Source organism: Winslowiella toletana (assembly GCF_032164335.1).
Classification (GTDB): Bacteria; Pseudomonadota; Gammaproteobacteria; order Enterobacterales; family Enterobacteriaceae; genus Erwinia; species Erwinia toletana_A.
On the sequence record NZ_CP134152.1, the window covers coordinates 3,151,154 to 3,173,666 of the forward strand.

Genomic DNA, 22,513 nt, shown 5'->3' on the forward strand with positions numbered 1-22,513 from the left:
CGCCAGGCTGTTAGTCTTTATCAATTCGGCTGGCAACCGCGCCTTGCTGATCCTTATATTTCGCATCCTGACGACGGTTATAAGGGCGCGCAGCAGGACCAGACAGCGGTTCAAAGCTTAGCGCACCAATCAGCATACCGGGACGTAATGCTAACGGCAGCTTACCTGAATTATAGAACTCCAGCACAATTCGTCCCTGCCAGCCGGGATCGATGCGGTGCGCGGTGACGTGAACCATTAAGCCCAGACGCGCCAGCGACGAGCGACCATCCAGCCAGCCGACCAGGTCGTCGGGAAGCGTCACCGACTCAAAGGTCACCGCCAGTGCCAGTTCGCCGGGATGCAAAAAGAATGCTTCACCTTCCGGCAGCACAATTTCATCGCTCATTACCCGGTCTAATGCTGCGCTGACTTCATCCTTTGGCCCACTTAAATCAATAAAGGCAGCGGTATGACCGCGAAAGGTGCGAAATTTATTGCCGAGGCGAACATCCACCGTCGCGCCACTGATGCGCTCTACCGGTGGGCGCGGCGTAATGTCAAGCTTGCCGCTATCAAGCCAGGCTTCGATATCGCGATCGCATAATCTCATCGCCGTCTACTCCATCAATGTATTGGTTGCTAACACTGCCACAGGGTTAGCATAAACGCTATGCCAACCCTGTCATTTTTAAGGAATTTTATCTTATCGTAGCAGCAATGCCGTCGCTACTCGAAAAACTGATTAATCTTCGCTTTCAGAATATCAATCGCGATGCGGTTTTTACCGCCGCGCGGCACAATAATGTCAGCATACTGTTTGGATGGCTCAATAAACTGCAGGAACATCGGACGCACCGTTTTCTGATATTGCGCCATCACCGAATCCATTGAACGGCCACGCTCATTGACATCACGCTTCATACGACGCATCAGACAAATATCCAGCGGCGTATCAACGAAAATAGAGAAGTTCATCTCCTGACGCAGACGCGCATCGGTCAGCAGCAAAATGCCTTCCAGAATAATCACTTTTTTCGGCTTCAGATGGACAGTTTCTTTGGTGCGGGTGTGGTCAACATAGCTGTAAACCGGTAGTTCTATATCCTGTCCCGATTTCAGCATCTGCAGATGTTGCAACAGCAGATTGTGATCCATTGCGCTGGGATGGTCGTAATTGGTTTTTACCCGCTCTTCCATGGTGAGGTGGCTTTGGTCTTTGTAGTAGCAATCTTCCGGGATCACGCCGATATGTTCATCGCCGACCTGATCGCGCACTTCACGATACAAGGTACTGGAGATTAAGCTTTTCCCCGACGCTGATGCGCCTGCGATTCCTACAATGACGCATTGGTGAGACTTGTCAGTCATAAAATTAAAGACCTGATAACTATGTGACTTATCGATAAGGCGAAGTCGATTTGCTCTGCCTTATTGACGGGTCAGGAATGAGAGGGTTGTTTCGCTGGCAATTATAGGGATTTAGCTGAACTGATGCCAGAAAAAACCCCGCCTGCTGATTTTCGGAAATTCCCCCTTTGGCGCAAAGTACTTTCCCCGATAAACTAGTGTTCATCTGGCGTACTGGCCTGAAGTCCGTTTTGACCCGAAGGAAAACTATGTCCTGGAACACACTAAGCTATCTTGGCGACAGCATGTTGCTGCTTCCCACCGCAGTGATTATTGCGCTGGTGATGCCGTGGAAAAATAACGATCGCCGCGCCGTGTGGTTCTGGATTGTGGTTTTCTGCCTGGCAGGGGCGCTGGTCAGCCTGTCGAAAATCGCCTTTATGGGCTTTGGTATCGGCAGTGCGCGCTTTAATTTCACCGGCTTCAGCGGCCACAGTGCGATGTCCGCGACCCTGTGGCCGGTGATGTTCTGGCTGCTGTCCGGGCGTTTATCCGCGCTGCTGCGCGGCGCGGCGCTGGCGGTCGGCTATCTGATTCCGCTAATGGTCGGTTTCTCCCGCCTTGAGCTGGACGTTCACTCCACCAGCGAAGTGGTCAGCGGCCTGCTGCTTGGCTATACCCTGAGCAGTGCATTTTTACTCTCACAACGCAGCTCTCAGCTTAAAGGCTTTAGTGTGGTGCAGCTTTGTGTCGCGCTGCTGGTTCCGGTGCTGCTGTTCAGTCATGGCCGTGTGGCGACCACCCAGGGCTTTCTGACCCACCTCTCCACGAAGATTACCGGATTAGAGAAACCTTTTACCCGTAGTGAACTGTTGCAGCAGCCTTAATTAGCTGTTTTTTATCACTCTGATTTCGGCCGCAAAGTTTATTGGTTACAGCGCGCATAATTTCGATTTACCCACAGCATTGCATAACGGATGTGCTAGCATGCAACGAGCATTGAGTCTTGTTGAAAGCATGTAAATCAGCCTGTCAGGCTCGCAGGCATGCAGCTGGAATCGATGATGACAACCGATATTCTCTCATCCCGACTCACCGGCTCATGGTGGGCAAAATCATTAATACTTGGCGCGTTAAGTTTCGCGCTAACGCTATTTTGTATTGAGCTGATCATGGTCAGCGGCACTCTCTCGCCGCTATGGTTCCCCACTACCCTGATGACCGTGGTGGTTTTCCGCTATTCCAATGCTGAGTTACTGCCATTGCTGTTCAGCTGTATGACTGGCCTGGTGCTGGCCAATGCATTAATGTTTGGCGTTTCGCTGGCCATCATTAGTTTTCCGCTGGTTAACTTGTTACAAGCTCTGGCTGGCGGACTGCTGCTGCGGCTGGTTCTCGGGCGCAAAGCGCCGCTCAGCTCACTCAGCAGCTGGTATAAGATGCTGGCTACAATCGGCATTGCCGCCCCGCTGTTCGGTGGGTTGCTGGCAAATGGCCTGCTGAACCATGCCGGTGCCCCGGCGTTACACTTTATCGCCTCGTGGGCGGTATCAGAAATGATCGGTATGCTGGCGCTGGCGCCGGTGTGTCTGCTGTGGCGTGCAGGCTATTTCGGTAAACCCTTAGTGAGTAAAACGCTGGCGGAAGCGATTATTACGCTGATCGCCACCCTGGCACTCAGTTATATCGCGCTGCGCTATCTCCCGTGGCCGTTCACCTTTATGATTGTGGTGCTGTTCTGGAGTGCGGTGCGCCTGCCACGACTTGAAGCCTTTATTATTTTTTTCGCTAACATCGCCATGATGTCGCTGATGCTGGCCTGGCGCTTTTTCGATGTGTACGCCGAAAGCACCCATGAAATTGCCGGCGCCCCGTGGCTACCGTTTCTGCTGGTGCTGATTCCCAGCCATATGATGACGCTGGCGATGCATTCGTTCAGGGAAGAGAAAAAGCATATCAGCGAAAGCGAGCGCCGTTTCCGCCATGCGATGGAGTATTCGGCGATCGGTATGGCGCTGGTTTCTCCTGACGGCCGCTGGCTGCAAACCAACAATGCGCTGTGCCATTTTCTCGGCTATCGGGCCGATGAACTGAAACGTCTGAACTTCCAGAAAATTACCCATCCCGACGATCTTGATGCCGATCTCGCCCAGCTTAACGCCCTGCTGGCCGGCACCATTGACAGCTACACCACTGAAAAGCGCTACCTGCGTAAAGATCATAAAATCGTCTGGGCGCGACTGGCGGTGTCAGTGGTGCATGATACCGATCATCAGCCACTCTATTTTATTTCGCAAATAGAGGATATCACCGCGCTGAAACACTCCAATGAACAGAACCGTCTGTTAATGGAACGTATTACCATCGCCAATGAAGCCGGCGGTATCGGCGTCTGGGAGTGGAATATTGACGATAACGACCTCAGCTGGGACCGGCGGATGTACGAAATGTTTGAGCTTTCCAGCGATGAAACGCCCACCGATCGCTACTGGTTAGGTTGCGTGATTGCAGAAGATCGCGACAAAGCGGAGCAAGCGTTAAAACGGTCGATAAAACTGCGTGAGCCGTTAGATCTTGAGTACCGTATCCAGAGCAGCACCGGGATCCGCTATATCCACACTCAGGCCAACCGAATTTTACGCGATGACGGGCGTATTGAGCGCATTCTGGGTATCAGTCAGGATGTGACCGAAGTTCGGGCGCTAAATGAAGCGCTGTTCCAGGAAAAAGAGCGCATGCTGATTACTCTCGACTCGATCGGCGAGGCGGTGATCAGTACCAACCAGGAGATGCTGGTAACCTTTATGAATCCGGTCGCTGAGCAGATGAGCGGCTGGTCTCAGGAGCGCGCGGCGGGTGTCCATATCAGCAAAATTTTGCATATTACCCACGGCAGTAAAGGGCCAGAAATTGAAAACCTGCTGCTGAGTAAGCTGCCTGAAGTGAAAGTCACGCCAGATTTTGAGCAGGACCTGGTGTTGCACAGCCCTGGCGGCGACCAGTTTGATATTCACTACAGCATTACCCCACTCAACACTATCGAAGGCCGCATTATTGGCTGCGTGATGGTGATTCATGACGTCAGCGAATCTCGGGAAATGTTGAAACGCCTCAGCTACAGCGCTTCACACGATATGCTGACGCGCCTGCCCAACCGCTCCAGTTTCGAACACCAGCTGAAGCGGCTGCTGGTTTCGTCCAGCGAACATCAGCATCAGCACGTACTGACCTTTATTGATCTTGACCGGTTTAAAGCTATCAACGATACCGCGGGCCATGCCGCTGGCGATGCGCTGCTGCATGAGCTGGCGAAATTAATGCAGTCGCAACTGCGCAGCCACGATCTGCTGGCGCGCCTGGGCGGTGATGAGTTTGGCTTGCTGTTAAGCGACAGTTCAACTGACGCTGCCATCGAAGTGGTACAGCGTCTGGTCAGCAGCATTAATGAGTACCGCTTCCTGTGGGAAGGACGGCTGTTTCGCATCGGTGCCAGCGCCGGACTAACGCAAATTACCAGCAGCAACTGTATCGCCAGCGAAGTGATGGCCCAGGCTGACTTTGCCTGTTATAACGCCAAACATAATGGTCGCGGTCAGATCTCAGTGTACGAGGCGCGCCTGCAACGCCAGCTGCGACCGGTAATGACGCGAGAAGAGAATATCCGCACTCTGCAGGAGCATCCGCTGCGAATGATGGCCTCACCCGTCACGCCGCCGCGCAAAACTCAGGCGGTTAGTTTCTGGCTGATCGGTCTGCAACTGTTTTCGCGCACCGGTCAGGAGATCAGTGAAGCAGAATTTCGCGCCAACCTGCATGAGCCAGACCTGTTTATCGCGCTCGACCGCAAAGTTATCGATACTTTTTATGCCAGCTTTGGCGCCGGCGTGGCGCGCAAAGCCATCAGCATGGCGCTACCGCTGTCGGCTTATGGCCTGAAAGACGACGTTTTTATTCGCTATCTGCTGGATAAAATCAGCAGTGGCGGCGTGGCGGGTAATCTGCTGCACTTTATGCTCGACATTGATACCCTGCTCGAACAGCATGAAACCCTGCATGCTAATATTGCCCGCTTACGCCAGCTGGGCTGTGGCATTGTATTACGCGATTTTGGCCGTAATCTTGATGCATTTAATCTGCTGCATGCCGACGAAATCGACTATCTGATGCTCAGCGCGGACCTGGTGACTAACGTCCACTGTAATCTGATGGACGAAATGATGGTGTCAATTATCCATGGTCACGCCCAGCGGCTGAACATCGCCACCCTTGCCGGCCCGGTAGAGTTACCGCTGGCGTTAACCACGCTGGCCACTATTGGTATCGACGTGGTATGGGGTGAGGCGGTCGGCAGCCCGCAGACGCTCACAACCCTGCTGAGCAACAGTTACTTCGCGATTAAATAGCCCTTCTCCGCCTATATTGTCCCGCCTGTCGCCAACCGCGTGGTATTGATTGCCCTGCACGACGTACTGCGCTAAAGTCGCCCCCTTTTTTCGCCATTGGGAGGGTAAACATGTTTATCGGTTTCGATTACGGGACGGCAAACTGCTCGGTAGCTGTGATGGAGAAGGGCTCGCCGCGCCTGCTGCCGCTGGAAAATAATTCGCCGTGGTTGCCCTCAATGTTATGTGCACCTACGCGTGAAGCGATCAGCGAGTGGTTGTTCCGCCATCATCAAGTCGCCACGCCGGACGCTGAAAATCAGGCGCTGTTGCGTCGCGCCATCGCCTTTAACCGCGAAGAAGATATCGAGGTCAACAGTAACAGCGTGCAGTTTGGTCTGGCATCGCTGGCGCAGTATATGGATGACCCGGAAGAGGTGTGGTTTGTTAAATCGCCGAAATCCTTCCTCGGTGCCAGCGGGCTGAAGCCGCAGCAGATCGCGCTGTTTGAAGACCTGGTGTGCGCCATGATGCTGCATATCCGCAAAACCGCTGAAAACCAGCTGGGCAGTGACATTCAGCAGGCGGTGATTGGTCGTCCGATTAACTTTCAGGGCTTAGGCGGTGAAGACGCCAACCATCAGGCGCAGGGCATACTTGAACGCGCTGCACATCGCGCCGGTTTCCGTGACGTGGTGTTTCAGTTTGAGCCGGTTGCGGCCGGGCTGGACTTTGAAGCCACGCTGCAAAAAGAGACGCGAGTGCTGGTGGTGGATATCGGTGGTGGTACCACTGACTGCAGTATGCTGTTGATGGGCCCGGAGTGGAGCACGAAAGCCGAGCGCGGCGCCAGCCTGCTCGGTCACAGCGGCTGCCGCGTCGGCGGTAACGATCTGGATATTATGCTGGCATTTAAAGAGCTGATGCCGCTGCTTGGCCTCGGCGGCCAGACGGCAAAAGGTATTGCGCTGCCGGCTCTGCCGTGGTGGAACGCGGTAGCCATTAACGATGTTCCGGCGCAAAGCGATTTCTATGCTGCCGCCAGCCGTAAAATGCTGCAGGATCTGATTCGCGATGCGCAGCAGCCTGAGGTGGTGAAGCGCCTGCTGAAAGTCTGGCAACAGCGGCTCAGCTATCGTCTGGTACGTAGCGCGGAAGAGAGTAAAATTGCCCTGTCGGACAGCCGTGAAGTGGCAGCCGCGCTCGATTTTATCGAGCCAGCGTTGGCTACCTCAGTCAGCGTTGAAGGATTTCAGGCGGCGATTACTCAACCGTTAGAGCGTATTCAGGAGCAGGTGAAACTGGCACTGGCCACCAGCGGCACCCGTCCTGATGTTATCTATCTTACCGGCGGCAGTGCCCGTTCCCCGCTGCTGCGTCAGGCGTTGCAACAGCAACTGCCGGATATCCCGCTGGCCACTGGCGATGACTTTGGTTCGGTCACCGCCGGTCTGGCGCGCTGGGCACAGGTCACTTTTGCCGGTTAATTAGCTGCTGGCTTCGGCCAGCTGCTTAATCTCTTCCGGTGAAAGTTTCAGCGTCGCCGCCTTGACCAGCTCATCAAGCTGTTGCAGGGAAGTGGCACTGACGATCGGTGCGGTGATACCCGGACGCGCAATCTGCCACGCCAGCGCCACCTGGGTTGGTGTGGCATCACGCGCGGCGGCAATCTGATCCAGCGCCGCCAGAATCCGCAAACCGCGTGGGTTAAGATATTGCTTCACTACCCCTTCACCACGTTTGCTTTTGCTGGCATCCTGGGGAGTACGGTATTTTCCGCTGAGAAAACCACTGGCCAGTGAATAGTAGTTAATCACGCCGAGTCCGTGCTCAATCGCCACCTGCTCCAGACCACTTTCATACTCGCTGCGATCGTAGAGGTTATATTCCGGTTGCAGCGTTTCATAGCGGGTCAGATTTTGCTGCTCGCTGATTTTCAGGGCTTCCGATAACCGCTGCGCACTGTAATTGGAGGCACCAATCGCCCGCACCTTGCCCTCTTTAACCAGCGCATCAAAGGTCGCCAGCGTTTCAGCCAGCGGCGTATCCTCGTCATCCCGGTGCGCCTGGTACAGGTCGATATAGTCGGTTTGCAGGCGACGCAGTGAATCTTCTACCGCCTGACGAATATATGCCGGAGCCAGCCCGGTCTTCTGCGGGCTTAATTCCATCCCCACTTTGGTCGCCAGTACTATCTGGTCACGCTTGCCGCTTTTCTTCAGCCAGTTGCCAATAATGGTTTCGGATTCGCCCCCCTCGTTGCCGGGCGCCCAGCGCGAATAGACATCGGCGGTATCGATAAACCACAACCCCTTCTCTACCAGCGCATCAAGCAGGGAAAAAGAGGTGGCCTGGTCGACAGTCCAGCCAAATACATTGCCGCCGAAGGTCAGTGGTGGAACCTGAATCTGACTACGGCCTAACTGACGTAAGGGTAATTGACTCATGCTGTTTCTCCTGAAATTAAATGATTTCTGGCGCGACCATCAGCTTAGCAAACATTTTTTACCTCGCTTTGCGGATTTCTGGCGAAAGATTTTCAGGATATGAATAGTGCCGACGGCTGAGGCCAGCATAATAGCCGCCAGAAGCCTCGAATCAGGCGACACAACTAAACTATACAGTTATCCTTATTTCCTTCATTTTTTTATCGCCTTAGCTGTCTACACTAAGGTCTTTGTGGGTTATTGCGTTATGACCCACCAGAATTATCGTTCGCACCGCTGGAGAGCTACTGACAATATGAACGCCGCACGCCGCACGCCAAAAAAAATTATTATTGTTGCCATCGTGGCAGTTGTTGCCGCCGGTGCGCTCTGGTGGTGGCACCATAACAGCACCCCGTCATCGCCGGGCGCTGTAGAATCTCAGCAGCAGCGCGGCAAAGGCGGTGCACGCCGTGGAATGCCTGCGGCTCCAGTACAGGCCGCTACTGCCGTCACGCAGAGCGTACCGCAATATCTTACCGGTTTAGGTACGGTGAACGCTGCCAGCACCGTAACGCTGCGCAGCCGCGTCGACGGTGAGCTGATGGCGCTGCACTTTACCGAAGGTCAACAGGTGGCAGCGGGTCAGCTGCTGGCAGAAATCGATCCGCGCCCGTATCAGGTGGCGCTGACCCAGGCGCAAGGGCAACTGGCAAAAGACCAGGCGACGCTGGCAAATGCACGGCGCGACCTGGCGCGTTATGAAAAGCTGGCAAAAACCGGACTGGTATCGCAGCAGGAGCTGGATACTCAGCGCTCGCTGGTCAGTGAAACACTGGGCAGTATCAAAGCCGATGAAGGCAGTGTCGCCAGCGCCCAGCTCAATCTGACCTACAGCCGGATTACCTCACCGATTGCCGGACGCGTCGGCCTGAAACAGGTCGATATCGGCAACTATATTACCAGTGGCGATACCAACGGCATCGTGGTGATCACCCAAACCCACCCGGTAGATGTGGTGTTCAGCCTGCCAGAAAATAATATTGCGATGATTTTACCGGCGCAAAAAAGCGGCGATTCACTGCTGACCGAAGCCTGGGATCGCAGTAACAAAACTCACCTCACCGACGGCAAGCTGCTGAGTCTGGATAATCAGATCGACAGTACTACCGGTACAATTAAGCTGAAGGCGCGCTTTGCTAATGAAGACGACAAACTGTTTCCTAATCAGTTTGTTAACGTGCGCCTGAAGGTCAACACGCTGGATGATGCCATCGTCATCCCGGCCGCCGCGCTACAAATGGGCAGTGAAGGCCACTTTGTCTGGGTGGTGAACAGCGAGAATAAAGTCAGTAAAAAGGGCGTCAGCGTCGGGATTCAGGACAGTGAAAAAGTGGTGATTAAAGCTGGCCTGGACAGCGGCGAGCGGGTGGTTACCGACGGGCTGGACCGCCTGACGGAAGGAGCCACGGTTGAAGTGGTGGCGGCACAAAACACCCCACTGTCATCCGATAAAACCACTCAACGCGCGAAGGGAGAGCGTTCCTGATGCAGGTCATGCCTCCTGAGTCTGGCGGCGGGCCATCACGTCAGTTTATTCTGCGCCCGGTTGCTACCACCCTGCTGATGGTCGCTATTCTGCTGGCAGGGATTATCGGTTATCGCGCCCTGTCGGTCTCGGCACTGCCGGAAGTTGACTATCCGACCATTCAGGTCGTGACGCTGTATCCCGGCGCCAGTCCGGACGTGGTCACCTCGGCAATTACCGCCCCGCTGGAGCGTCAGTTTGGTCAGATGTCCGGGCTGAAGCAGATGTCATCGCAAAGTTCCGGCGGCGCTTCCGTGGTCACTTTACAGTTCCAGCTAAGCCTGCCGCTCGACGTCGCCGAGCAGGAAGTGCAGGCGGCGATTAACTCAGCCACTAATCTGCTGCCCTCCGATCTGCCCAATCCACCGGTATACAGCAAAGTAAATCCGGCCGATCCGCCGATTATGACGCTGGCGGTGACCAGCACCAGCATGCCAATGACTCAGGTGCAGGACATGGTGGAAACCCGGGTGGCGCAGAAAATCTCGCAGGTTTCCGGCGTCGGTCTGGTTACGCTCTCCGGCGGCCAGCGCCCGGCAGTGCGGGTGAAAATGAACGCTCAGGCGATTGGCGCGTTGGGGCTGGACAGTGAAACTATCCGTACTGCTATTACCTCTGCCAACGTCAATTCAGCAAAAGGCAGCCTGGATGGCCCGGAACGTTCAGTCACGCTGTCGGCTAACGATCAGATGAAATCGGCGGAAGATTATCGTCAACTGATTGTCGCTTATAAAAATGGCGCGGCGGTGCGGCTTGGCGATGTGGCTACCGTTGAGCAGGGTGCGGAAAACAGCTGGCTCGGCGCCTGGGCCAATCGCCAGCCGGCAATTGTACTGAATGTGCAGCGCCAGCCCGGTGCCAATATTATTACTACCGCCGACAGCATTCGTCAGATGCTGCCCGCGCTAACCGCATCACTGCCTAAATCAGTTGATGTACAGTTGATGTCGGATCGCACGACCAATATTCGCGCCTCGGTACATGACGTGCAGCTGGAACTGCTGCTGGCGATTTCGCTGGTGGTGATGATCATCTATCTGTTCCTGCGCAACGTCCCGGCGACGATTATCCCGGCGGTTGCAGTGCCGCTGTCGCTGGTCGGCACCTTTGCAGTGATGTATTTCCTCGATTTCTCGATCAATAACCTGACGCTGATGGCGCTGGTTATCGCCACCGGCTTTGTCGTCGATGATGCGATTGTGGTGATTGAAAACATTTCGCGCTATATCGAAAAAGGCGAGAAACCGGTAGCAGCAGCGTTGAAAGGGGCCGGAGAGATCGGTTTTACCATTATCTCACTGACGCTTTCGTTGATTGCGGTACTGATCCCACTGCTGTTTATGGGCGATATTGTTGGACGGCTGTTCCGCGAATTCGCCGTCACGCTGGCGGTTGCCATATTAATCTCGGCGGTGGTGTCACTGACGCTGACGCCAATGATGTGCGCGCGTATGCTCAGCGCAGAATCACTGCGCAAACAGAACCGTTTTTCCCGTGCCAGCGAGGCGATGTTTGATCGGGTGATTGCTGCCTATGGCCGGATGCTCAAGCGCGTGCTGAATCATCCGTGGCTGACGCTCGGGGTAGCGATTGGCACCCTGCTGCTGACGATACTGCTGTGGATGATGATTCCGAAAGGCTTCTTCCCATTACAGGATAACGGCATTATTCAGGGTACGGTACAGGCGCCGCAGTCGGTCTCTTACGCCAGTATGGCCCAGCGCCAGCAGACCGTCGCCTCGATCATTATGAAAGATCCGGCGGTGCAGAGCCTGACCTCGTTTGTCGGCGTCGATGGCACTAATCCGGCGCTGAACAGTGGCCGACTGCAAATCAACCTGAAACCACTGGACGAACGCGACGATCGCATTCCGGCGGTGATTGAGCGGCTGCAAAGAGAAGTCGCACGCGTGCCGGGCATTACGCTGTATCTGCAGCCGGTGCAGGATCTGACCATTGATACCCAGTTGAGCCGCACCCAGTATCAGTTTACCTTACAGACCGGTTCGCTGGATGCCCTCAGTGAATGGGTCCCTGCCCTGCTGACCGAACTGCAGAAGCTGCCGCAGTTGCAGGATGTCAGCAGCGACTGGCAGGATCAGGGGCTGGAAGCCTATATCAAAGTCGATCGCGACAGCGCCAGTCGGCTGGGCATTTCGATGGCCGACGTGGATAACGCGCTGTATAACGCCTTTGGTCAGCGGCTGGTCTCCACTATCTACACCCAGGCGAATCAGTACCGCGTGGTACTGGAACAGGATACCAGCAGCACGCCGGGGCTGGCGGCGCTGGATGGCATTCGCCTGACCAGCAGCGACGGCAGCAGCGTGCCGCTGAATACCCTCGCCAGCGTTGAGCAGCGTCATACTGCACTGGCGATCAATCATCTCGATCAGTTCCCGTCGACCACCTTCTCGTTTAACGTTGGCGACGGTTATTCACTGGAAGAAGCCACCAAAGCGATTACTCAGGCCGAACAGCAGCTGGAAATGCCATCAGACATTATTACCAAGTTTCAGGGCAGTACGCTGGCGTTCCAGGCGGCGCTCGGCAGCACGGTGTGGCTGATTGTTGCGGCGGTGGTGGCGATGTATATCGTGCTCGGCGTGCTGTATGAGAGCTTTATTCATCCGATCACCATTTTGTCGACGCTGCCGACCGCCGGTGTTGGCGCGTTACTGGCGCTGATGCTGAGCGGCAACGAACTGGATGTGATTGCGATAATCGGCATCATCCTGCTGATTGGTATCGTTAAGAAAAATGCCATCATGATGATCGACTTCGCCCTCGCCGCCGAACGCGAACAGGGTATGACGCCGTATGACGCGATTTATCAGGCTTGTCTGCTGCGCTTCCGTCCGATTTTAATGACCACGCTGGCGGCGCTGTTTGGTGCGCTGCCGCTGATGCTCAGCACCGGCGTTGGTGCAGAACTGCGCCAGCCACTCGGCGTGACGATGGTTGGCGGGCTGATCCTCAGCCAGATCCTGACGCTGTTTACCACGCCGGTGATCTATCTGCTGTTTGATCGCCTGTCGCTGGCCACGCGCCGCCGCTTTAAGCGCACGGAGAATGCATCGTGAAGTTTTTCGCGCTGTTTATCCACCGGCCGGTCGCGACCATTCTGCTGACGATTGCCATCACTCTTGCCGGTATTCTCGGTTTTCGTCTGTTGCCGGTGGCGCCGCTGCCACAGGTCGATTTCCCGGTGATTATGGTCAGTGCCTCACTGCCGGGTGCGTCACCGGAAACCATGGCATCGTCGATCGCGACACCGCTGGAGCGTTCGCTGGGCCGCATTGCTGGCGTCAGTGAAATGAGCTCCAGCAGCTCGCTCGGCAGTACGCGTATTATTCTGGTATTTGATTACGATCGTGATATCAACGGTGCCGCGCGTGATGTGCAAGCCGCCATCAATGCCGCCCAGGCGCTGTTGCCAAGCGGCATGCCGAGTCGCCCGACCTATCGCAAAGCTAACCCGTCCGATGCGCCGATTATGATTATGACGCTGACCTCCGATACTTATTCTCAGGGTCAGCTTTATGATTACGCCTCTACTCAACTGGCACAAAAACTGGCGCAAATCGACGGCGTTGGTGACGTCTCGGTAGGCGGCAGCTCGTTACCGGCAGTGCGCGTGGCGCTTAATCCGCAGGCGCTGTTTAATCAGGGCGTGTCGCTGGATGCGGTGCGCACGGCGATTGCCGCTGCCAACGTGCGCAAGCCGCAGGGGGCGATAGAGAACCCGCAGCAGCGCTGGCAGATAAGAACCAACGATGAACTGAAAACCGCCGAGGAATATCAGCCGCTGATCGTGCATTACAATAACGGTGCGGCGGTACGATTACAGGATGTCGCCACCGTCGAAGACTCCGTACAGGATCTGCGTAATGCCGGGATGTCCAACGCGCGCCCGGCGATTCTGCTGATGATTCGCAAGTCTCCTGAAGCCAATATTATTCAGACCGTTGATCGTATCCGCGCGGAGATGCCGGAGCTGGCGAATATCGTGCCGGCGTCAATTCAGCTGGAAATCGCCCAGGATCGCTCACCCACTATCCGCGCTTCGCTGGCGGAAGTTGAGCAGTCGTTAGTGATTGCCGTGGCGCTGGTGATTCTGGTGGTATTTGTCTTTTTGCGTTCTGCTCGCGCCACGCTTATCCCGGCGGTAGCGGTTCCGGTTTCGCTAATCGGCACTTTCGCCGCCATGTACCTGTGCGGCTTCAGCCTTAATAACCTGTCGCTAATGGCGCTGACTATCGCCACCGGTTTTGTCGTCGATGATGCAATTGTGGTGCTGGAAAATATCTCGCGCCATATTGAAGCCGGCATGAAACCGCTGCAGGCTTCACTGCAGGGGGTACGTGAAGTCGGCTTTACCGTGCTGTCGATGAGCATTTCGCTGGTGGCGGTATTTATTCCACTGCTGCTGATGAGTGGGCTGGTCGGGCGATTGTTCCGCGAATTTGCCGTCACGCTGTCGGTGGCAATAGGGATATCGCTACTGATCTCGGTCACTTTGACGCCAATGATGTGCGCCTGGTTGTTAAAAGCGCATAAACCGCGCAGCCAGCCGCGCATCCGTGGATTTAACAAGCTGATGTTCCGGCTGCAACAGGGCTACGGCAGCTCACTGCGCTGGGTGCTTGACCATGCTCGCTGGACGTTACTGGTGCTTCTGGCTACCATCGGCCTGACGGTCTATCTCTATATTTCGATTCCAAAAACCTTCTTCCCGGAACAGGACACCGGCCGCCTGATGGGCAATATTTCTGCCGACCAGAGCATTTCATTCCAGGCAATGCGCGGCAAGCTGGAAGATTTTATGAAGATCGTGCGCGAAGATCCGGCCGTAACCAATGTGACCGGTTTTACCGGCGGTTCCCGCACCAACAGCGGCATGATGTTTATCACGCTGAAATCGCTCTCCGAACGTAAAGAGAGCTCGCAACAGGTGATTGCGCGGCTGCGGGGAAAACTGGCGAAAGAGCCGGGAGCCAGCCTGTTTCTGATGGCGGTGCAGGATATTCGCGTCGGTGGTCGTCAGTCGAATGCCGAATATCAGTATTCGCTGCTGTCCGATGATCTCGACTCCCTGCGTGAGTGGGAGCCGAAAATTCGCCAGGCGTTTAGCAAGCTGCCTGAACTGACGGATGTCAATTCGGATCAGCAGGATAACGGCTCGGAAATGGCGCTGATTTACGATCGGGAAACGATGTCGCGGCTCGGCATTTCGGTTTCCGACACTAACGCACTGCTGAATAACGCCTTTGGACAGCGCCAGATCTCCACCATTTATCAGCCGCTGAATCAGTACAAAGTGGTGATGGAAGTCGATCCGCGTTATACCCAGGATATCAGCGCGTTAGACCATATGTTTGTGATTAACAGCGAAGGTAAATCCATTCCGCTCTCCGGGTTTGCCAAATGGCAACCGGCCAACGCTCCGCTGTCGGTTAACCATGAAGGACTGTCGGCCTCTTCGACCATCTCCTTCAACCTGCCCGCTGGCGTTTCGCTGTCGGAAGCGTCAGCGGCGATTGACCGCACCGTTACCGCACTTGGCGTTCCCTCCAGCGTGCGCGGCAGTTTTGCCGGTACCGCGCAGGTATTCCAGGATACGCAGAACAGTCAGCTGCTGCTGATTCTGGCGGCGATTGCCACCGTATATATCGTGCTGGGGATTCTGTATGAGAGCTACGTCCATCCGCTGACGATTCTTTCTACCCTGCCCTCTGCGGGTGTCGGTGCACTGCTGGCGCTGGAACTGTTTGGCGCGCCGTTTAGCCTAATCGCACTGATTGGTATTATGCTGTTGATTGGTATCGTGAAAAAGAATGCGATCATGATGGTAGACTTCGCGCTGCACGCGCAGCGTAACGGTAATCAGAGTGCGCGTGACGCAATTTATCAGGCCTGCCTGCTGCGTTTTCGGCCGATTTTGATGACCACGCTGGCGGCGCTGTTTGGTGCCCTGCCACTGGTACTGACCAGCGGCGACGGCGCGGAACTGCGCCAGCCGCTGGGAATAACCATTGTCGGCGGGCTGGTAATGAGTCAGTTGCTGACGCTGTACACGACTCCGGTCGTCTATCTGTATATGGATAAACTGCGGCGAAAAAAACGTTATCAGCCTCAGTATGATGCTTAACTACGCGGTATCGCGCCTGGAGATTAACGCCAGCCGCAGGAGTAAGAGAGATCGATGAAAAGAATGCGTGTCGGCATCAGCGCCAAACTGTTTTGTGCCATCTTTTCCACCTGTATGCTGGTGTTGATTATCATGCACTGGGGCGTGCGCCTCAGCTTTGAACATGGCTTTATTGACTATATTAAGCGCGGCAATGAACAGCGGCTGGCGCTGCTCAGCGATGCACTGGCCGATCAGTATGAGCAGCACGGTAACTGGGACTTTTTGCGCAACAATGACAAGCGGATTTTTTCCATTCTGCGCTCGCTGGAGCAAAGCTCCGAGGCCAGTAATGCGATTCCGCCACACGGCTGGCGCACTCAGTTCTGGATAATCGATCAGCAATATCACGTATTGGCTGGCCCGCGCGAACCGGTGCCGCATGAAGGAATACGGCACAATATCACCACCAGCAATAACAAAATTGTCGGCTGGGTCATTGGTTCGCCGCCAGAACGGCTGACCCGCAGTGCCGATATTAACTTTGACCAGCAGCAACGGCGCACCAGTTGGCTGATTGTCGGGCTGTCGATGCTGTTAGCTGCCGGGGTCACCTGGCTAATGTCGCGCGGGTTGTTAGCGCCGGTAAAACGGCTGGTAGAAGGCACCTATTACCTGGCCGCCGGTGATTTTTCCAAGCGGGTTGAAGTCAGCAGCCGCGATGAACTTGGCCGGCTGGCGCAGGACTTTAACAAACTTGCCAGCTCACTGGAAAAAAATGAGAGTATGCGCCGGGCCTTTATGGCGGATATTTCCCATGAGCTGCGCACGCCGCTGGCCATCCTGCGCGGCGAGCTGGAAGCGATGCAGGATGGCGTGCGCAAACTGACGCCGGAAGCCATTGTCTCACTGCAGGCGGAAGTGGCCACGCTGACCAAACTGGTCGACGATCTGCATCAGCTCTCGCTGTCGGATGAAGGCGCGCTGGCCTACCGCAAAAGCCCCACCGATGTGGTTTCCTTACTGGAAATGGTCAGCGGGATTTTCCGCGCGCGCTTTGCCAGCCGCCAGCTATCTTTAACCCTGTCGCTGCCGGATCAGGCACCGCTTTTTGCTGATGCTGACCGCCTGATGCAGCTGTTTACCAATCTGATGGAGAACAGTCTGCGCTATACCGACGCCGGTGGCGGGCTGAGGATTTCACTGACGTCAGAAGCTGATAAGATGTTGCTGCATTTTGATGATTCTGCGCCTGGCGTAAGCGATGAGCAGCGCCAGCAAATTTTTGAACGCTTTTATCGTACCGAAAGCTCGCGTAATCGTGCCAGCGGCGGCTCCGGACTGGGGCTGTCGATTTGCAAAAATATTGTCGAGGCGCACGGCGGCACCCTCAGTGCGGAGCACTCTGATTTAGGTGGCTTGCGCATTACGGTAGCATTACCGCTGGACTCTAACTGAATAAGAGAAAATGACTGAATATCACCAGCCCCTGATTCTGGTCGTTGAAGATGAGCCGAAACTGGCTCAGTTGATGATCGATTATTTACAGGCATCGAACTACCGCACCCACCATATTGCCGATGGCAATCAGGTTCTTAGCTATGTGCGGCAAAGTGAGCCGGACTTAGTGCTGCTCGACCTGATGCTGCCGGGAGTTGACGGCCTGACGCTGTGCCGTGAGATGCGGCGCTTCTCCGATTTGCCGATAATGATGGTGACGGCAAAAACCGAAGAGATCGATCGCCTGCTGGGGCTGGAAATCGGTGCTGATGATTACATCTGCAAGCCGTTCAGCCCGCGCGAGGTGGTGGCGCGAGTGAAAACTATTTTGCGCCGCGTCAGGCAGACGCCGGAAGAAGCACAGCAAGCCTCACTGCTGCTGGTAGATGAAGGACGTTTTCAGGCCAGCTGGAATCAACGCCCGCTTGATTTGACCCCGGCAGAGTTCCGTCTGCTGAAAACGCTCGCGCAGGAACCCGGCAAAGTTTTCTCCCGCGAACAGCTGCTTAATCACCTGTATGACGACTACCGGGTGGTGACGGATCGCACCATTGACAGCCATATAAAAAATCTGCGCCGCAAGCTGGAAGCGCTCGACAGCGATCAGCCTTTTATCCGCGCTGTCTATGGTATGGGCTACCGCTGGGAGGCAGATGTCTGTCGTTTGATCTAGCGCAATTTACATTCTACTGCCGACCTCCTACAATCCCCGCACAATTTGTAAGGCCAGCCCGACACTCTTGTCTGGCGCTGGCTGGCGGCTGAATGCCGTTCTGACCTGACATCAGACTGAGAAAAATATGTTTAAACCGGAACTCCTCTCTCCGGCCGGAACGCTGAAAAATATGCGTTACGCCTTTGCCTATGGTGCAGATGCGGTGTATGCCGGTCAGCCACGCTACAGCCTGCGGGTGCGCAACAACGAATTCAATCATGAGAATCTCGCCATCGGGATCAATGAAGCGCACGCGTTGGGTAAAAAGTTTTACGTGGTGGTGAATATCGCGCCGCATAACGCCAAGCTGAAAACCTTTATTCGCGATCTAAAACCGGTGATTGAGATGAGGCCGGACGCGCTGATTATGTCCGATCCCGGGCTGATTATGCTGGTGCGCGAAGCTTACCCACAGATGGCGGTGCATCTGTCAGTTCAGGCTAACGCGGTAAACTGGGCCACGGTAAAATTCTGGCAGCAGATGGGGCTGACGCGCGTGATTCTGTCGCGCGAACTGTCGCTGGAAGAGATTGCGGAAATTCGTCAGCAGGTGCCAGAAATGGAACTGGAGATCTTTGTCCATGGCGCACTGTGCATGGCCTACTCCGGACGCTGCCTGCTTTCCGGCTATCTGAATAAACGCGACCCCAACCAGGGAACCTGCACCAATGCCTGCCGCTGGGAGTATAAGGTCGAAGAAGGTAAACAGGACGAGGTCGGCAATATTGTTCATCAGTATGAGCCGATTGCGGTCAGGAATATCGAGCCAACGCTCGGTCAGGGCCAGCCAACCGATAAAGTCTTTATGATCGAAGAGGCCCAGCGTCCGGGCGAATATATGACCGCGTTTGAAGATGAACACGGCACCTACATTATGAACTCGAAAGATCTGCGCGCGGTCGCCCACGTCGAACAACTGACGCAAATGGGGATGCATTCGCTGAAAATCGAAGGCCGCACCAAATCTTTCTATTATTGCGCCCGTACCGCGCAGGTTTATCGCCGGGCGATTGACGATGCCGCAGCGGGTAAACCTTTCGACGCCTCACTGCTGGAGACGCTGGAAGGTCTGGCACACCGTGGCTATACCGAAGGTTTTTTGCGTCGTCACACCCACGACAGCTATCAGAGCTATGAAAGCGGCCATTCGCAGTCGGATCGTCAGCAGTTTGTCGGCGAGTTCACCGGCGAGCGTCGCGGTCATCTGGCGCAGGTCGACGTTAAAAATAAATTCGCCATTGGTAACAGCCTGGAACTGATGACGCCAGCGGGTAATGTCAACTTCACTCTCGAAGAGATGGAGAATAACCGGTCGCAGGCGGTTGACGTCGCACCGGGCAACGGCCATTTTGTCTGGGTGCCGATTCCTCCAGAGATCGATCTGAGTTACGCGCTGCTGATGCGTAATCTCAGCTAAGAAAATGGCGGGAGAACTGGCCTTCAGCTAATTTACCCGCCGTTACAGATCTTAGAATTTGATCACATTCATCTGCGGGTTTTCTGGCTACTATCTCGCTTGCTAAAAACGACCAACACCAAATAGCAAGGTTTTACAGAACCACCTCAATTCGCCCGCCCGGCTCCCCCGTGCGGGTTTTTCTTTTTTTTATCTCCGGTTAGCCGTCTGTCTGATAAAAATTCCCGTCGTGATATGCTATAAAATCTGCATCAGACCCTGATTTACCGGCCACTTCGGCCAGCGCATTACAAGGATCAATAATGGACAAGCATGCACTTACGCTGGTGATCTTAAATGGCAAAGGCGCAGGCAACGAGGAGTTGCGTGCCGCAATCACCACTCTGCGCGATGAAGGATACCCGATAGAAGTTCGTGTGACCTGGGAACACGGCGACGGCGAACGTTATCTGCGTGAAGCACTGGATATGAATGCCGAAACGGTGGTAGCGGGCGGCGGTGACGGCACCATTAATGAAATTGCCACTGCGCTGGCAAAACTGGAAAGCCATATCCGCCCGGTGCTGGGTATTCTGCCGCTCGGCACCGCCAATGATTTCGCCACCAGCGCCAGTATTCCCGACCATATGGAGCAGGCGCTAAGACTGGCGATTGTCGGCAAAGCGGTCAGCATCGATCTGGCCTGCGTGAACCAGCAACGCTATTTTATTAATATGGCCACCGGCGGGTTCGGCACGCGCATTACCACCGAAACGCCAGAGAAGCTGAAATCGGCGCTGGGCGGCGTCTCCTATCTTATTCACGGCCTGATGCGTATGGATCAGCTGAAAGCCGACAGCTGTGAAATCAACGGCCCGGATTTTAACTGGCAAGGCGATGCGCTGGTGATTGGCATTGGCAATGGCCGCCAGGCGGGTGGCGGGCAGCGTTTATGCCCGAGCGCACTGATTAATGATGGCGCGCTGGAACTGAGTATCGTCACCTCACAGGAGATTCTCCCGACCCTGCTGCATTCGTTAACCCGTGATGATGATAATCCGAATATGGTCACCGCCTCCCTGCCGTGGCTGACGATTCGTGCGCCAAACGAAATGACATTTAACCTCGACGGTGAACCATTGAGCGGCAGCGAATTCCGCATTGAAGTTATGCCTGATGCGCTGCAATGCCGCTTGCCGCCGTCATGTGAACTGCTGGCGTAACGAGTATTCTGCCTTCCTCAGTTAAAGGGGGAAGGCAGAAATTTTATCATGCTGTTTATAAATTACTTTATATTGATAATGAGTATGATTTTGATGGCATACTAATGAACTGGAAAAAGTTTACTCTCAGTATTATTAGCCTATTACTTTGTCTGTTCTTTATTTTTACTGCTCTTATTTGAAGAAAAACTTTATATCGACGGAGATGAAATCAAAAACGTCTGCGATGCACGGCGCGTGTTTGTCGTCGATATTATTCGTGACTTCACTGCCGCGCTTACCTTATTAGTCATTTCACCGTTTATTTCTTTAGCCTGAAAAAAAGCACGCGTTGCGGATAGTTAACTTTAATAACGCTATTTTTATGCTGCCTGTGGTTCTGGCAATTTTTTGGCAGATTGCGGTGGTGTAGTTAGCTAATTAATTATTTGACTGGCAGTATCCCATTTTTCGGTTCCCGTCCTGACGGTTGCAGGATGCAAAAGGCGTCACAAACGGTTAACGAACTGACAACGTGATCACCGCCGCAAATCTGAGCATCTAACTTGTATGGTAGTATAAATGCGCGTATTTTTTCATCATCGAACGCAGTCACAGGGTCATCGAGATGAAAATTGTTAACGCGGAAGTATTTGTCACCTGCCCGGGAAGAAACTTTGTCACCGTCAAAATTACTACCGATGAAGGCCTGACCGGCATCGGCGATGCCACGCTAAATGGCCGCGAACTGCCGGTCGCTTCATACCTGAAAGATCATGTCTGCCCGCAGCTGATTGGCCGCGATGCCCATCAAATCGAAGATATCTGGCAGTTCTTCTACAAGGGCGCTTACTGGCGTCGTGGTCCGGTTACCATGTCAGCCATTTCAGCTGTTGATATGGCGCTATGGGATATCAAAGGTAAAGCCGCCAATATGCCGCTTTATCAGCTACTGGGCGGCGCATCGCGCACTGGTGTAATGGTCTATTGCCACACCACTGGCCACAGCATTGATGAAGTAATGGATGACTACGCGCGCCATAAAGAGCTGGGTTTTAAAGCGATTCGCGCCCAGTGCGGCGTGCCCGGCATGAAAACCACTTACGGAATGGCGAAAGGCAAAGGTCTGGCCTACGAACCAGCGACCAAAGGCAACTGGCCGGAAGAGCAGCTGTGGTCAACAGAAAAGTACCTCGATTTTACGCCAAAGCTGTTTGAATCTATCCGTGACAAATTCGGTTTTAACGAACATCTGTTGCACGATATGCATCACCGCCTGACGCCGATTGAAGCCGCGCGTTTTGGTAAAAGCGTTGAAGATTATCGCCTGTTCTGGATGGAAGATCCGACGCCAGCAGAAAACCAGCAGAGTTTCCGCCTGATTCGCCAGCACACCGTGACGCCGATTGCCGTCGGGGAGGTTTTTAACAGTATCTGGGACTGTAAACAGCTGATAGAAGAGCAGTTAATCGACTATATCCGCACCACCATCACCCATGCCGGTGGCATCAGCGGCATGCGGCGCATTGCCGACTTCGCCTCGCTGTATCAGGTGCGCACCGGCTCCCACGGCCCTTCCGATCTGTCACCAATTTGTATGGCGGCTGCGCTGCATTTCGACCTCTGGGTGCCGAACTTTGGCGTGCAGGAGTATATGGGTTACTCCGAGCAGATGTTGGAGGTGTTTAACCACAGCTGGAGCTTTGACAACGGCTATATGCATCCGGGTGAAAAACCAGGACTCGGTATCGAGTTCGATGAAAAGCTGGCAGCCAAATATCCCTATGAACCGGCTTATTTGCCCGTTGCGCGTCTTGAAGACGGCACGTTGTGGAACTGGTAAGG

15 protein-coding genes are annotated in these 22,513 nt (G+C 54.6%); 12 read left to right on the forward strand and 3 right to left on the reverse strand.

The annotated features are described in order from the left end of the window. Positions 1–10: 10 nt before the first annotated feature. Together dcd and udk are read right to left on the reverse strand one after the other, a co-directional pair. Positions 11–592, reverse strand: a complete 582-nt coding sequence (gene dcd, locus RIN69_RS14890) for a dCTP deaminase (protein ID WP_313852734.1) — start codon at positions 590–592, stop codon at positions 11–13. A 116-nt stretch (positions 593–708) separates the two neighbouring features. Then, positions 709–1,350 carry a uridine kinase gene (gene udk / locus RIN69_RS14895; RefSeq protein ID WP_313852736.1) on the reverse strand — a complete coding sequence of 214 codons (642 nt, stop codon included), beginning with the start codon at positions 1,348–1,350 and terminating at the stop codon, positions 709–711. A 248-nt stretch (positions 1,351–1,598) separates the two neighbouring features. On the opposite strand from udk, the gene RIN69_RS14900 reads away from it, so the two are divergent. The 3 genes from RIN69_RS14900 (at position 1,599) to yegD (ending at position 7,198) form a co-directional block, all read left to right on the forward strand. Continuing rightward, the gene (locus RIN69_RS14900; RefSeq protein ID WP_313852737.1) at positions 1,599–2,216 is read left to right on the forward strand and encodes a phosphatase PAP2 family protein; all 618 of its coding nucleotides are present in this window, start codon (positions 1,599–1,601) and stop codon (positions 2,214–2,216) included. A gap of 177 nt (positions 2,217–2,393) precedes the next feature. Beyond that, positions 2,394–5,732 (forward strand): diguanylate cyclase, encoded by a 3,339-nt coding sequence (locus RIN69_RS14905; RefSeq protein WP_390902547.1) that lies wholly within the window; start codon positions 2,394–2,396, stop codon positions 5,730–5,732. A gap of 110 nt (positions 5,733–5,842) precedes the next feature. Beyond that, the gene (yegD, locus tag RIN69_RS14910; RefSeq protein ID WP_313852740.1) at positions 5,843–7,198 is read left to right on the forward strand and encodes a molecular chaperone; all 1,356 of its coding nucleotides are present in this window, start codon (positions 5,843–5,845) and stop codon (positions 7,196–7,198) included. Here the strand turns inward: yegD and RIN69_RS14915 are convergent, their stop codons facing one another. Continuing rightward, a complete protein-coding gene (locus RIN69_RS14915; protein WP_313852741.1) occupies positions 7,199–8,158 on the reverse strand; it encodes an aldo/keto reductase in 960 nt (319 codons plus the stop codon). Positions 8,159–8,453: 295 nt separating this feature from the next. Between RIN69_RS14915 and RIN69_RS14920 the strand changes: the two genes are divergently transcribed. The 9 genes from RIN69_RS14920 to manD all read left to right on the forward strand — a co-directional run bounded on the left by RIN69_RS14920 (position 8,454) and on the right by manD (position 22,511). Then, positions 8,454–9,686 (forward strand): MdtA/MuxA family multidrug efflux RND transporter periplasmic adaptor subunit, encoded by a 1,233-nt coding sequence (locus RIN69_RS14920; RefSeq protein WP_313857762.1) that lies wholly within the window; start codon positions 8,454–8,456, stop codon positions 9,684–9,686. After that, positions 9,686–12,808 carry an MdtB/MuxB family multidrug efflux RND transporter permease subunit gene (locus RIN69_RS14925; RefSeq protein ID WP_313852742.1) on the forward strand — a complete coding sequence of 1,041 codons (3,123 nt, stop codon included), beginning with the start codon at positions 9,686–9,688 and terminating at the stop codon, positions 12,806–12,808. Before RIN69_RS14920 ends, RIN69_RS14925 begins: the two co-directional genes overlap by 1 nt. After that, entirely contained in the window at positions 12,805–15,876 is a 3,072-nt protein-coding gene (gene mdtC / locus RIN69_RS14930; RefSeq protein ID WP_313852743.1) for a multidrug efflux RND transporter permease subunit MdtC, read from the forward strand. The genes RIN69_RS14925 and mdtC overlap by 4 nt, the downstream gene beginning before the upstream one ends. 54 nt (positions 15,877–15,930) lie before the next feature. Continuing rightward, positions 15,931–17,313, forward strand: a complete 1,383-nt coding sequence (gene baeS / locus RIN69_RS14935; RefSeq protein WP_313852744.1) for an envelope stress sensor histidine kinase BaeS — start codon at positions 15,931–15,933, stop codon at positions 17,311–17,313. Between the two features lie 10 nt (positions 17,314–17,323). Beyond that, positions 17,324–18,028, forward strand: coding sequence for an envelope stress response regulator BaeR (gene baeR / locus RIN69_RS14940; protein WP_313852745.1), 705 nt, complete (start codon positions 17,324–17,326; stop codon positions 18,026–18,028). Positions 18,029–18,155: 127 nt separating this feature from the next. Next, the gene (trhP, locus tag RIN69_RS14945; protein WP_313852746.1) at positions 18,156–19,487 is read left to right on the forward strand and encodes a prephenate-dependent tRNA uridine(34) hydroxylase TrhP; all 1,332 of its coding nucleotides are present in this window, start codon (positions 18,156–18,158) and stop codon (positions 19,485–19,487) included. A 302-nt stretch (positions 19,488–19,789) separates the two neighbouring features. Then, positions 19,790–20,689 (forward strand): lipid kinase YegS, encoded by a 900-nt coding sequence (gene yegS / locus RIN69_RS14950; protein ID WP_313852747.1) that lies wholly within the window; start codon positions 19,790–19,792, stop codon positions 20,687–20,689. A gap of 168 nt (positions 20,690–20,857) precedes the next feature. Beyond that, positions 20,858–21,007, forward strand: a complete 150-nt coding sequence (locus RIN69_RS22940; protein ID WP_390902548.1) for a DUF2645 family protein — start codon at positions 20,858–20,860, stop codon at positions 21,005–21,007. 289 nt (positions 21,008–21,296) lie between these two features. Beyond that, positions 21,297–22,511: a D-mannonate dehydratase ManD gene (gene manD, locus RIN69_RS14955; protein WP_313852748.1), complete on the forward strand. Its 1,215-nt coding sequence runs from the start codon at positions 21,297–21,299 to the stop codon at positions 22,509–22,511. Positions 22,512–22,513: the final 2 nt, after the last annotated feature.